This window comes from Halanaerobium saccharolyticum, from assembly GCF_004362045.1.
GTDB lineage: Bacteria > Bacillota > Halanaerobiia > Halanaerobiales > Halanaerobiaceae > Halanaerobium > Halanaerobium saccharolyticum_C.
The window spans coordinates 1-12,666 of the sequence record NZ_SNWX01000001.1; the positions used below are offsets into that span (position 1 = coordinate 1).

At 32.5% G+C, this 12,666-nt stretch carries 13 protein-coding genes; 12 read left to right on the forward strand and 1 reads right to left on the reverse strand.

Annotated features, from left to right (window positions below; all coding sequences use genetic code 11):
* From ltrA to DFR79_RS00020, 4 genes are all read left to right on the forward strand, one after another.
* Positions 1 to 984, forward strand: a 984-nt coding sequence (gene ltrA / locus DFR79_RS00005; RefSeq protein WP_133513449.1) for a group II intron reverse transcriptase/maturase, incomplete at its 5' end; no start/stop codon positions are given.
* Between the two features lie 300 nt (positions 985 to 1,284).
* Complete coding sequence (locus tag DFR79_RS00010) at positions 1,285 to 2,382, forward strand: hypothetical protein (RefSeq protein WP_133513450.1); 1,098 nt, start codon at positions 1,285 to 1,287, stop codon at positions 2,380 to 2,382.
* Entirely contained in the window at positions 2,375 to 2,935 is a 561-nt protein-coding gene (locus tag DFR79_RS00015; RefSeq protein WP_133513451.1) for a replicative helicase loader/inhibitor, read from the forward strand. Before DFR79_RS00010 ends, DFR79_RS00015 begins: the two co-directional genes overlap by 8 nt.
* Positions 2,932 to 3,252: a hypothetical protein gene (locus DFR79_RS00020; protein WP_133513452.1), complete on the forward strand. Its 321-nt coding sequence runs from the start codon at positions 2,932 to 2,934 to the stop codon at positions 3,250 to 3,252. Before DFR79_RS00015 ends, DFR79_RS00020 begins: the two co-directional genes overlap by 4 nt.
* A 39-nt stretch (positions 3,253 to 3,291) precedes the next feature.
* Here the strand turns inward: DFR79_RS00020 and DFR79_RS00025 are convergent, their stop codons facing one another.
* Positions 3,292 to 3,447 (reverse strand): YvrJ family protein, encoded by a 156-nt coding sequence (locus DFR79_RS00025; protein ID WP_133513453.1) that lies wholly within the window; start codon positions 3,445 to 3,447, stop codon positions 3,292 to 3,294.
* A gap of 295 nt (positions 3,448 to 3,742) precedes the next feature.
* On the opposite strand from DFR79_RS00025, the gene DFR79_RS00030 reads away from it, so the two are divergent.
* From DFR79_RS00030 to DFR79_RS00065, 8 genes are all read left to right on the forward strand, one after another.
* Positions 3,743 to 3,934, forward strand: coding sequence for a hypothetical protein (locus tag DFR79_RS00030; protein WP_133513454.1), 192 nt, complete (start codon positions 3,743 to 3,745; stop codon positions 3,932 to 3,934).
* A 75-nt stretch (positions 3,935 to 4,009) separates the two neighbouring features.
* A complete protein-coding gene (locus DFR79_RS00035; protein ID WP_133513455.1) occupies positions 4,010 to 4,342 on the forward strand; it encodes a nucleotide pyrophosphohydrolase in 333 nt (110 codons plus the stop codon).
* A gap of 26 nt (positions 4,343 to 4,368) precedes the next feature.
* Positions 4,369 to 6,972: an McrB family protein gene (locus tag DFR79_RS00040; protein WP_133513456.1), complete on the forward strand. Its 2,604-nt coding sequence runs from the start codon at positions 4,369 to 4,371 to the stop codon at positions 6,970 to 6,972.
* An 86-nt stretch (positions 6,973 to 7,058) separates the two neighbouring features.
* Positions 7,059 to 9,530 (forward strand): restriction endonuclease-like protein, encoded by a 2,472-nt coding sequence (locus tag DFR79_RS00045; RefSeq protein ID WP_133513457.1) that lies wholly within the window; start codon positions 7,059 to 7,061, stop codon positions 9,528 to 9,530.
* A gap of 739 nt (positions 9,531 to 10,269) precedes the next feature.
* Positions 10,270 to 10,554 carry a DUF3467 domain-containing protein gene (locus DFR79_RS00050; RefSeq protein ID WP_166637920.1) on the forward strand — a complete coding sequence of 95 codons (285 nt, stop codon included), beginning with the start codon at positions 10,270 to 10,272 and terminating at the stop codon, positions 10,552 to 10,554.
* 26 nt (positions 10,555 to 10,580) lie between these two features.
* Complete coding sequence (locus tag DFR79_RS00055; RefSeq protein ID WP_133513459.1) at positions 10,581 to 11,162, forward strand: hypothetical protein; 582 nt, start codon at positions 10,581 to 10,583, stop codon at positions 11,160 to 11,162.
* Positions 11,152 to 11,586 (forward strand): hypothetical protein, encoded by a 435-nt coding sequence (locus DFR79_RS00060; protein WP_133513460.1) that lies wholly within the window; start codon positions 11,152 to 11,154, stop codon positions 11,584 to 11,586. Before DFR79_RS00055 ends, DFR79_RS00060 begins: the two co-directional genes overlap by 11 nt.
* Before the next feature lie 85 nt (positions 11,587 to 11,671).
* Positions 11,672 to 12,643, forward strand: coding sequence for an AAA family ATPase (locus tag DFR79_RS00065; protein ID WP_133513461.1), 972 nt, complete (start codon positions 11,672 to 11,674; stop codon positions 12,641 to 12,643).
* Positions 12,644 to 12,666 lie beyond the last annotated feature (23 nt).

Here is a 12,666-nt window from a genome sequence, read left to right on the forward strand (position 1 = left end):
CTGACACCAATATTTGACCCAGGATTTTCAGAATACAGCTACGGTTTCAGACCTGGAAGGAATGCACATCAGGCAGTAAATAAAGCTAAAGAATACATTAATGATGGTTACACATGGGTGGTTGATATTGACCTTGAAAAGTATTTTGATACTGTCCAACATGATAAACTGATGTCTTTAGTAGCCAGGAAAGTGCAGGATAAAAGGGTGTTGAAATTAATAAGAGCTTATCTTAACTCAGGAGTAATGATTGATGGTTTAATTAAGAAAACAGATGAAGGATGCCCACAGGGCGGACCTTTAAGTCCATTGCTTAGTAACATTATGCTGGATGAACTGGATAAAGAACTGGAGAAACGCAATCATAAATTCTGTCGCTATGCTGATGATAGTCAGATCTATGTTAAAAGCAGGAAAGCGGCTGAAAGAGTTATGGAAAGTCTTACTGTATTTATTGAAAAGAAACTGAAATTAAAAGTCAATACAACAAAAAGTGCAGTTGGCAGACCCTGGAGAAGAAAATTCTTGGGGTTTTCATTTTATCAAATGAATGGTGAAGTAAGGGTTAGAGTCCATCCGAAATCAATTAAGAAAATTAAGGCAAAGATAAAAGAACTCACATCAAGAAGCAAGCCCTGGACGATGAAATATCGTTTTAAGAAATTAAAACAGACAATCACAGGCTGGGTCAGCTATTATAAAATAGCTGATATGAAAAGCAAGATGCGAGCTCTTGACCAGTGGACAAGACGACGAATAAGAATGTGCTACTGGAAACGGTGGAAGAAGGTTAAAACCCGCTTTAGGATGCTCAGGAAATTAGGTATTAAAGAGCCTAAAGTGTGGGAATATGCTAACACAAGAAAAGGCTACTGGAGAATATCCAATAGCCCAATACTTGCAAGAACCTTTACCAATCAGCTATTAAAGAAACTGGGATACTTTAGTTTTACGGAAAGATATGCACAAGTAATTAATTCTTAATGAACCGCCCAGTACCGATCGGTAAGCTGTGGTGGTGTGAGAGGACGGGGAATAAACTAATTATTTCCCTCCTACTCGATGTTAACCAGATGAATTTTTAAATCGATTTTAAATAAATAAGAATAAAGAAATTAAATCAATATTTATTAAAATAAGTAAAAATTTGCAATATTTTGACTTGAAATATTATACTAATAATGGTATAATACCATAAATTAACATAATGATAGGTTTTTAACAAATAAAGAATAGAAAGGAGGTTTATTTTAGTCGGCTGGCAAACCAAACAGGAGGTAGCAAATGAAATTTAATAAAGTAGATACGAGTTTCTGGATTGACGAGAAAGTAAGAGCCTGGGATTATAAAACTAAATTTCTGGCACTGTATATTTTAACTAATCAGCATAGATATTCTGAAGGTCTATATAGATTGCCAAAACAATATATTGCCGGAGATCTGTCAATTTCGATTGAGGAAGTTAATCAGCTGCTAAATAATTTAATTGATAATGGATTTATAGCTTATGATGAAAAGAATTCAATAATTTTAATTAAAAAGGCTTTAAAATATTCTCCCATCATAAATAAGAATCATCAAAAAGCCGCTCTAAAAAAATTAAATGAACTGCCTAAATCATATCTGTTTAACGAATTTTTGAAGCTGGCTGAGAAGTATAATAATTCTTTTGCAAAATACTTAAAAAAAGAACTGGCGGAGTATTTTATTGACCAAGATCCTGATACAGCGGGCGATTTCGATGCTATCAATAATGGTATTGCAGATGGCATTGATGATGCCGTTAATGATGGCATGGGTGATTCTCTAGAACCAGATCCAGAACTAGAACCAGCTCCAGCTCTAACTCCAGCTCCAACTCTAAATCTAGCTCAAATTAATAAAACATTCGATCTGGATTCGGAAATGGAAATCATATTTTTTGAAAATAATTTTGCTGAAGATAATACTTCAGACTCAAAAAACGGATCAATATCTCAAGCAGACCAAAATGATTTTGAAGCAGAGGAATTAACCGAAAAACTAATAGACTTAATTTTGTCGAATAATTCTAGAGCCAGTGTGCCGGATAAAAATCTAAAAAATAAACGTTTTCAGAAGTGGTTAGGTTCTATTGAAAAACTAAATCGACTGGGTCCTGTAGGAGCTAAAGAAAAAGAAAATAAAGGATACAGCTGGCAGGAAATTGATGAGATTATAGAATTTAGTCAGCAGGATGATTTCTGGAGAAGTAATATTTTAAGTCCACAAAAGTTAAGAAAGCAGGTGATAGTTCTGGAAAACCAGATGCAGAGAAACGGATATCGGGATCAGGCGGAAGCTAAAATGGATATGCTGGCAGAATTATATGCGGAGGCAAAAGAGGATGATTTAGATGAATAAAAAAGAAATTATTAAACTGCTAACTTATTTAAATCACTGTTATCCCGGGAAATTTAAATTTCCTAAAAAATCAAAAAGAGAAAATGAAATGCTGATCGAAGTCTGGTATGATCTGCTCAAATTTTATGATAATCAGTGTGTGATCAGTGTTTTAAAAAAATTGATAATCAACAGCGGTCACTGGCCGCCTTCGGTTGGAGAAATTGTAAAAGAAGTTGAAAGCTTAAAACTGCCGGCGGAAGCAAAGATTAGTGCCGGTGAGGCCTGGAGTCTGGTTTTGAGGTCTGTCAGAAGATATGGTTATTATAGAGCGGGAGAGGCAATGGAGTCCTTACCACCTAAAGTCAGAGAGACTGTAGAACATTTTGGTGGTTTTACAGCAATCTGTCACAGTGACTGCAATAATGATTATGTACGCAGTCATTTTATGAAGCTTTATCAGGAAGTTAACCGCCACAATGAGGAATTAATGTATTTACCTGCTGCAGTTAGAGATGAGCTGCTCGAGGCAGCTTCTAAAAATGAAAATCAAAATAAGGAGTGGTTGCTGTGAGACGTGAAAAACTGGTTGAACTGTTTGAAGAAAAAGTCAAAACAGAAAGAAAAATTCCTACTGCCAGAGATATAGATAGAGATCAGAAATTCCCTTCTTATAGAAAGTTCAAAAAAAGTTTCGGCAGCCAGAGGATCAGGCAGGCAGAAGAACTGAGAAAGATAGTTGAGCATTATAAGCTGCAGTTTAAAATAGATGAGCTGTTCTGTGAGGACTGTAAATTCAACAAATTTGAGTGTGGTAATAATATTGAGGACTGCAAAAATCAGGGTGAATTATATATTAGAATCTTAAAACAGGAATTAAAAAGTCATTAAGTCGTCTCCGGTCTCTGTGTAAAAGCAGGGGCCGTTTTTTTAGTGTTTAAAGTGTTGATCATTATCGTTAAGCATGATCAAGGTGTCGATTGATTCTTTTAATTCTTTAATTAAAGGTTCAAACCTGACTAAAAGATAAATTGATAAAACCATCGGAAACCCATAAGTACTGATTAAGTTGAATATTTCTTTCATGAGTGCCTCCCTTCTAAGCTTTTCATCTAAGCTAATTATATCATAAAAAGTGAGCAGCTGAGTTGGAAAATGGCAGAATTTGTCGACTTGTGAATAAAGGAAAAACAGTATATTTCAAGAAGTATGTAGTTAGATGTAAAAAATTAATTTGAACTAATTATATATGGGGAAGATAATAAGACCTTTGATTATGGCAGGGGAAGACATCAAGGTCTAGAATAATATCTCACGAAAAGGTGTTACCTGGGATGGAGATCAGAATGCCAGAGATGATGGTGTTGATGTCAGAGTCCAGGTGAATTTTGAAATTAATCAAGATAGCTTTATACCAGCTAAAAATACTATCTTCCAGGTTAAAGCTACTAATATGCCTGCTTCAAAAATAGAAAAAGAAATGTGTCCTAACGGTAAATTGCGAAAAACCATCAAAAAATTATCAGATGACAATGGTGCTTATGTAATTGTGAGCAGCATGAATGGGTTTTAATTTTTTACTGGACCGAAAGTTAATAAAACTGCTGATTTGAGTTTATAACTTAATAATCAGATTGGAGTTAAGATAATGGATAAAAAATTAATAGAAAAAATCATTAATTTTAGAGATGATCGTAACTGGTCTCAATTTCACAACCCAAAAGATTTAGCAATTTCTATTTCTTTAGAAGCAGCTGAATTATTAGAATTGTTTCAATGGAATAATAGTGATGAAGTAGTAGAAAATAATTATCAAGAACTGCAGGATGAATTAGCAGATATATTGATTTATTGTACTTTAATGGCAGATAAACTAGATATTAATTTAGATGAAGCTGTAAAAAAGAAATTAGAAAAGAATGAAAAGAAATATCCTGTAGAAAAATCATATAACTCAAAAGAGAAATATGATCAATTATAATAGCTTATTAAATAAGGAGCATAAAAATGGCTGATAATGATAGAAGAATATATCTAATAATTGGAGAAAAAACAAATTTTAATAGAACTATCAAAAGCTCTGTTGATATCAATGAATTATATGAGAAAAATATGATTTCAGAAGCTACATATAATGATTTAATCTCTATTTATCCTGATGCTAAAATGAAATGCTGGGGATTTCCAGATAACAAAAATAAAGATAATGTCTGGGCCAGAATGAACGAAGATGATCTCTGTTTAATGTATAATGATGATCAAATTGTAATGTCAGGTATCTTTAAATATCGTTTTCATAATCAAGAAGTAGCAGAGTATATTTGGGAGAGTGATGGTGTTCCCTTTGAATATATCTTTTGTTTAGATGATGTTCACATTTTAGATATACCTTCAGAAAAAATATTGATAGAGGAATTTGGGTATAAAAAATCTTTTATCATGGGCGCCAATCCTTTGGCAAATAGCAGGTTAGAAAAAGTATTAGATAAATATGGTTCAATAGATAATTTTAGAAAAGAAATAGAAAAAGAAAATAGGACTGACATATTACATTCTTCTAACTCCTGGAGAATACTTTCAGAAAATATCTTTCTGAAAATTATTGATAAGTCAGTATTACATAATAATGGAACTGGAATTCCAAAGGATATAATTAAATATTTTGAAATAGAAGATATTGCAGAAGGCGGCAATAGAGAAATTATATTTAATTATAATGATGAAGAGTATTATGCTAGATTTGAACATATAAGCTTAGACCGCTATCGAATCATGTGGAGACAGGATTTTGCTAATATTTTAAAAGATGAATTATCTTTCTGGCATCAAAAATTTGAAGAAGATAGCAGTTATGGAAGTGATCAGGAAAGACCAAAACTTAAATTTTTCAAGAAAAGCAGCAATAAATATGAAATTGAATTAATTAAAGGTGAAGAGACTGATATTACATATGATAAATTTGATCCAAATATCTGGTGGGTCAACCAAGGTCAAACTATGGAAGCAGAAAAGAATGAAGGGATACTCTGGGCTCCAATAAAAAGCAAAGGTGGTACTACTCAGTATCATTGGGAGACAATGACCGAAGTTAAGTTAGGAGATATTATTCTTCATTATGCAAATGGTTCCTTAAGGTATGTAAGTCAAGTGAAGGAAGAAGCGGTTAAATCAGAAAAACCGGCAAGTATGGAAGCAGATGACTGGAATCGAGAAGGTAGATTAATCAAAACAGATTATTATAAACTTGAACCGGAAGTTAGTTTAGACCAATTCAATCAAGAAATAGTAGAATTAGATATTGAAAAAGGACCAATCAATAAGTTAGGTGGAGTTAATCAAGGCTACTTATTTTATTTTAACAAAAAAGCATTAACGATTATTCAAAATAAAGCTAAAGAAACTAATTGGCCAGAATTTGCTCTTTTAGAGGAGGACCCAATGATAGCAGAATCAGATAAACTTACAACCAAAGAAAAACTAAACCAAATTAAAACCTACATCAAAGCTCAGGGCTATACCTATCCTGATAAACTAATCGAAAACTTCTATCTTTCTCTAAAAACAAAACCTTTTGTCCTGCTGGCCGGTATCTCAGGTACAGGTAAAACAAAACTGGTAGAACTTTTTGCTAGAGCTATTGGCTGCCCATCAGATAACGATCGCTTTAAGCTGATTTCAGTCAAACCCGACTGGAATGACAGTGCAGATCTCTTAGGTTACAGCAATATTAGAGGAGACTTTCAGCCTGGCCCGATTTTAGAAACAATCAAAAAAGCTGCTGCAGATCCTGCTAATCCCTATTTAGTCTGTCTTGACGAAATGAATCTGGCACGAGTGGAATATTATTTTAGTGATTTTTTATCAAAAATGGAGACTCGACACTATGATGGTGATCAGATTAAAACAGATAGATTACTAAATGAAAATGATTTTGATCCAAATGACAAAAATAATTCTAAGACTAAATACTCTAATCTACATATCCCGGACAACCTCTATCTCATTGGAACGGTTAATATGGATGAAACAACCCATCCGTTCAGTAAAAAGGTATTAGATAGAGCAAATACAATTGAATTCAATCAGATCGATTTAACAGCCTTTTTGAAGGAAGATTATTCAGTGCAGGCTCAGAGTTTAAAGGTAAATAATCAATTTCTAAAAACTGAGTATCTAAATTTAAAAGATCTGCTGCCTGCTAAAAAAGATGAAGTTAGAAGAATAACTGAAGAACTGGAAAGACTAAACCAGATACTTAAAAAGGCAAATCTGCAGGTCGGCTACAGAATCAGAGATGAGATCAACTTCTATGTTGTTGAAGCTCTGGATAAAGAACTGCTGGCTGAAAACACTGCCTTTGATAAAGAAATATTGCAGAAGGTATTACCCAGGATTCAGGGTAGTTCAGCTGTTATTAAGGAAATTTTGTTGGAATTATTTGATTTCTTCAGTGGAGCTAGCTTCAGCAAAGAAAATGGGCAGCTGTCTGCAAAAATCTGGAACTATTATCAGGCAGAGAAAGAGGATTTTAAATATCCGGAATCTGCAGAAAAAATAACATATATGCTGAGGAAATTTGAAGAAGATGGTTTTACTTCTTACTGGTTATAGTTTGGACTGCAATACAGACAATAAATTTAAATGAAGTAAGAATATAAAAATATTAGATGAGATATCGACTATATTAAGGTGATAAAATGGCAGTTAAAAAGATAGATCTAATCACAATTAAAAATGATAAATTTTCTCTAAATATTAAGGGTAAGCCTCTTCATCCTGATCACGAAAAGAAATTCCCGGAGAAAAATAAGGCTCAGGCTTCCTACAGCTTCAGCTCGAGTTTAGAAAAAAGATTGGATTTTAAATATCACGATCCTGAAATAGATCAGCTCAAATTGAGCCAGTCTAATTCCATAAAAAGTTTTCCCCTCTTTTTTGAATATCAAAATTATGATTTTCACATAGAAGCAGAAGAGCCGATTGAGCTCTACCATCCTAATCGGGAAATAAGAGAATCGCTGTCACATCCAAATGACAAGCCTAATGTACTTTACGGCAGCATCAATTTTGGAAGTGATATCGGTTATTCTGAATTTGAAATCCGCAGTAACTCTCAGGTGATTTTAACCCTCAAACTGGAGGTCTTTCCCAGCAAGATTGACTACCAGCAGGACTACAATCAGCTTTTAGAGGAAGTAAATAAGGAAGTATATAATTTAGCCTATGACTTTTTAAGAAAGACCTATCAAGAAATGAAGATTTCTGAAAAGCAGAATATCACTGAAGCCGAGTTTTTTACGATCATTGAAAATATCTTTGAAGATTTATTTAAAGCTCTAAAGAGAATAGAAGAGTCACCTCATCATCAAATTATTAGAAAGAGAAATGTCAAGCCTGCTTCCAGAGTCAAAAAGGTCGGCAGACAGAGCCTTAAATGGTTAAATAAAAACAGCCGTCATTATGATCAGGACCTTAAGCTGCCGGAAAAGATGTTGGCAGTGGAAAAGAAGCTGAGTTATGACAATTTTGAAAATAAATTTATCAAGTGGAGTTTTTCAGAACTGATCAAAAGGCTGAAACACTTTAAAGTAAATTACTCTAAAGCCAAAACAAATCCGGATCAAAATTTGCTGAATGAAATCGATAAAATGATCAGAAAACTCAAATTAAAACTTAAACATTCATTTCTGGCAGAAGTTGGTGAACTGCAGAAAATAGATTCCATCTCTCTAGTGCTGCAGATGGCTCCTGGTTACAAGGAATTATATAAATATTACCTAATGCTTTTAAAAGGTCTTTCTCTCAATGGAGATATCTTTCGACTTTCAATTAAGCAGCTTTGGCAGCTCTATGAATACTGGACATTTCTTAAGTTAAACAGCCTGCTCCAGGATAAATATAAGATGATTAAAAATAATATTATTGATTTAGATTATAGCGGGATCAATGTTACCCTTTCTCAGGGAGCAGCGGCTGAAGTTGAATATCAGAATCCAATTACCGGTGAGAAATTTACTTTAAGCTACAATAGATCAAGTGGAGATGGAATCACCACCAATCAGAAGCCGGATAATATTCTTTCACTTAGTAAAAATGATTCTGAGCATCAGTATAAATTTATTTTTGATGCTAAATATCGGCTCAACACCGCAGAAGAGGGAACTAGATATGGTGATAGGTACGAGGGGATTCCTGGTCCGGAAGAATCAGATATCAACACCATGCACCGCTATCGAGATGCCGTAGCAGCAGAGATGGGAGAAGACTACCGGAGAACAATGGTCGGAGCTTATGTACTCTTTCCCTATCGTGATCAAGAAAAAAGATTTAAAGAACATAAATTCTATCAGAGTATTGAGCAGGTCAATATTGGAGCTTTTCCTTTTTTGCCCGGCAGCACAGAACTACTGGCTGATTTTTTAGAAAATATTATTGACGAATCAGCTCAAAGTAATTTTGACCGCAACCTGATGCCTGCTGCTGCAGATGAATTTAGACCTCAGCCTGAATTTAAGGTTGACCTGCTGCTTGGATCTCTGCGCAGTAAAAAGCAGTTTGAGTATTTACTGGACAATAATCTCTACTATTTACCTTTACAGCAGTCAGTCTTAAATCATAATTTAGAATATGTGGCAATCTTTCAGAGTAAAACAAAGTTTGGTAAGCAGAGTGGAGTCCGGTATTACGGCAGAATCAAGAATAAAAAGATAGTCAAAAGAGAGGAAATAGATTTTCCTTCCAGCAGCAGAAGTACCGATCAGAATTATTTGCTCTTTGAAGTTGAAAGCTGGCAGCAGCTTGGCAAAAAAATTAAATCCGAAGGCTATGGAGTCAGCGGCAGTCATATTTATTCCAATCTAATGCTGCTTAAAAAGGCAGATACTCTGCCGGAGCTAAGCATTCGTTCTTTAAAAGAATGGCGGCTCTGGTTGGAATTAAAGCGGCTCAAGGAAGATATTAAGCTACAATTAAAAAATGATAATCTGGATCAAATCCAAAAAATTGAAGGATTCAGAGCTGGAAAAGCGAAAATCAAACTTAAAGAAGATATACTGCAGGTAGAACTGAAAGAAAATCAGCTGGAATTTTCTTATTCAGAGTTTATTCAGAATCCGAGAGCTGTTTTAAATAAGATAATGGGACTTATTAATGACAGCTCTCAGCACTAATTTTGATTTAGATATAAATTTTATATCTTGCTGACGGTTAAAATGTGCTAAATGCAAAACAAAACTTTTTAAATACAAAAAGCTTGGTTAGATGGGGGCGCTGCTGAGAATAGCACTTGACTTTGTTTAAGTATTTTTGTGCAATGCTAGCCATAAAATATATATTTAAGAAAAATATTCTTAAAAGAATTTAAAAAGCCTGATGAAAAATAGCTTTTAATTATAAAAAAAGAAAAACACCTGATAAAATATCAGGTGCTTTCATAATTTTAATTTTGCCCATTGAAGAGCTCTTTATAATTTTATTTTCTAAATTAATATTACTGTTTTATTGATAAAAAGTCAAGTGTTTTCAAATAAAACTCACTTATTTGTTGATTAAGGTCTGCGGGGTTTTCTTTAATTTCATATATAGTGTGAATGTCAAATAATATTTTACACTTTCAGTTAAAACTGCAGCCTATCACTATTTTAATTAAGGACTTTGCTTTTGCAAGTTAAAATTATCAATTTTTTTTATAACAATTTAAGATTATCTGAAATAAAAGCGGATCGTCACCCTTTTTACAACAATCATTATTGATCTTTATCGGAGTTTGAATGAAGAATAATTAAACCATTAATAAGGAAAAGAGATCGCTGCACTTTTTTAAAAATATTAAAAGGATTCTTAGTCTTAATGATGAATATTATAAATAGATCATATTTTGGATAATTTTTTATGAAGGAGTGTTTAAAAATGTATGGGAAAATTAAAGATGGAGATTTAAAAATTAATATTCCAGATGATTTGAAGAGAAAATATGCTAACTCTTTTAAACTAGAATATAATGAGTCAGAAATACTTGTTGACTTTGCTGATACTAATAAAAATCAGGAATATGATCTTGATCTTGTCTCTATGGTTAAGTTTTCTCCCGAAATGGCTGAAAAATTTGTTGTATCTCTGGTAGAATTGATTATGGAGTATAACAATGAATTTGACAAAAATTTGTTAAATTTAAATAATAATGATAAGGAATAATTAAATTTTATTAGGGAGCTGATATTATGAGTAGCTTTGTTATTCCTCGAAGTTTTAAGGGTGAAGCCAAATTGAGCAGAGAAAAAGGGCAACTTGACTTTCAAAAAGTTTTGAGCTTAATTACTAAAGATTTAAATATTGATGAATATTCTGCTGGTAAACTAACAAATTTTACTATACCAGTAAAGATAACTGCCAGATTTTTAGGTGGGGCTTTATTAGATTCTCAGTCTTTGGATCATAAGTCTGAAAATATATTAAATAAAATAAAAAAAGTAATAATTCAAAATAAAATTTCATTTGTTAAAGAAAATTATATTTTAATAAATAAAAATAAAATATTAACTTTTCTATTAAAAAATAAAGATATTTTGTTTTTTTTAGAATCATTACCGGATGTTTTAATAAATTACTTTGATAAAAAAAGAAAATTAAGTTTAGAAGTGAGAAAAGAATTTGAAACAGGAGAGGAAATTTTAATTATTTTAATTAACACATCTGATTTAACTGTTGACAGCGCTTTTCAATATTTAATGGATTTTAAAAGTGACTTTTTACTAAAGAAAGACAATGATTTTTTAAGGAGGATTCATATTAATGCCACCTGAAAAGAACTTTGACTGGCAGCAGTATATAGAATTTGCTGAAGCATTATCGAATACTTCTCAAAAGAATGAATGTATCATGAGAAATATAATCAGCCGCAGTTATTATGGTGCATTTTGTTTATCCAGAGAATTTGCACTAAAAACCGGCTGGATTACTAATGAATTTTCAGGAGCTGATTCTCATAATAAAGTTATTAATGCTTTCTACAATAGTGATTATATAACAAAAATGGAGCTCGAATCTCAAAATATTTATCAGAGAAAAAGAGCTGTAGGGGAATATTTAAGGGACTTAAAAACTTACAGGATAGATGCAGATTATAAAAATATCTATCCGTCTTCAAATGGTAGAACTCTGGAGAGAGACTCTGAATTTGCTCTTAAATATGCAAATACAATTAAAAATATAATTAATGATTTATAAATATATGAATTTAGCATATTGTTTATACAAAAAATGTGATTTAATATAACTCTATAAAATTATAACTATCTGGAGGTGTTATAAGATGGCTAGAGGTGATTTAGTTTTAAAATTAGTTCAGGCTGGAATGTCTGGAGATAAAAGCTTGTTTGAAAGAACTACAAGAGCTATTATTTCGGAAGAAAAAGCCAAAGACCACCATATTCTGGCTTCAAGGATCGAAGAAAAGTTCCAAAACAAGAATAAGGGCACTTCTGATAATAAAAATAATACCTATTATCTTAAAAATAAAAATGCTAAAAATAAAGCTTTAATAGAAAGAATTCCTCGATTTACTTTTGATGATTTAATATTAAATAATAAAACACTAAATATTTGTGTTGAACTGATTGAGGAACAGCAAAAGGCTGATATATTAAGAGCAAACAACGTGGAACCACGACATAGAGTACTTTTGGTGGGCCCGCCTGGAAATGGAAAAACTTCTTTAGCAGAAGCAATTGCCGAGGAACTAATGGTTCCCTTATTTATAGTTTCGTATGAACAACTTATAAGCAGCTATCTGGGAGAAACAGCTAAGAAAATTGATGAATTATTTGAATTTGTTAGCAAAAGAAATTGTGTATTATTTTTTGACGAGTTTGATGTTTTGGGTAAAGAAAGAGGAGATTCCAGAGAGTCAGGAGAAATTAAAAGAGTGGTCAGTTCTTTATTAATGCAGGTAGATGATTTACCAAGTAATGTAGTTGTTGTGACTGCGACTAATCATCCAGAATTATTGGATAGGGCTGTCTGGCGTAGATTCCAAATTAAACTTGAGTTAGATTATCCTTCCAAAAAGGATATTATTAAATGGTTTAATAAATTTGAAAAAAGTATCAATACCAATTTAAAATTTGATAAAGAGATTCTGGCGGATAAATTGTTAGGGCTGAGTTTTGCAGAGATAGAGCAATTTGGTCTTGATGTTTATCGGAGATTAATCTTAAGTGGTAATTCTCTTAAAAGTATAATAAATGAAAGATTAGAGCAGTGGGATAATAAAATAAATGACTAATTAATAATTGATTGGAGGAAACC

What these genes read in the sequence shown, in the direction of transcription:
- DFR79_RS00010 (WP_133513450.1), top strand. Translation starts at nt 1,285, where the DNA reads ATGAAATTTAATAAAGTAGATACGAGTTTCTGGATTGACGAGAAAGTA.
- DFR79_RS00015 (WP_133513451.1), top strand. Translation starts at nt 2,375, where the DNA reads ATGAATAAAAAAGAAATTATTAAACTGCTAACTTATTTAAATCACTGT.
- DFR79_RS00025 (WP_133513453.1), bottom strand. Translation starts at nt 3,447, where the DNA reads ATGAAAGAAATATTCAACTTAATCAGTACTTATGGGTTTCCGATGGTT.
- DFR79_RS00035 (WP_133513455.1), top strand. Translation starts at nt 4,010, where the DNA reads ATGGATAAAAAATTAATAGAAAAAATCATTAATTTTAGAGATGATCGT.
- DFR79_RS00040 (WP_133513456.1), top strand. Translation starts at nt 4,369, where the DNA reads ATGGCTGATAATGATAGAAGAATATATCTAATAATTGGAGAAAAAACA.
- DFR79_RS00045 (WP_133513457.1), top strand. Translation starts at nt 7,059, where the DNA reads ATGGCAGTTAAAAAGATAGATCTAATCACAATTAAAAATGATAAATTT.
- DFR79_RS00050 (WP_166637920.1), top strand. Translation starts at nt 10,270, where the DNA reads ATGTATGGGAAAATTAAAGATGGAGATTTAAAAATTAATATTCCAGAT.
- DFR79_RS00055 (WP_133513459.1), top strand. Translation starts at nt 10,581, where the DNA reads ATGAGTAGCTTTGTTATTCCTCGAAGTTTTAAGGGTGAAGCCAAATTG.
- DFR79_RS00060 (WP_133513460.1), top strand. Translation starts at nt 11,152, where the DNA reads ATGCCACCTGAAAAGAACTTTGACTGGCAGCAGTATATAGAATTTGCT.
- DFR79_RS00065 (WP_133513461.1), top strand. Translation starts at nt 11,672, where the DNA reads ATGGCTAGAGGTGATTTAGTTTTAAAATTAGTTCAGGCTGGAATGTCT.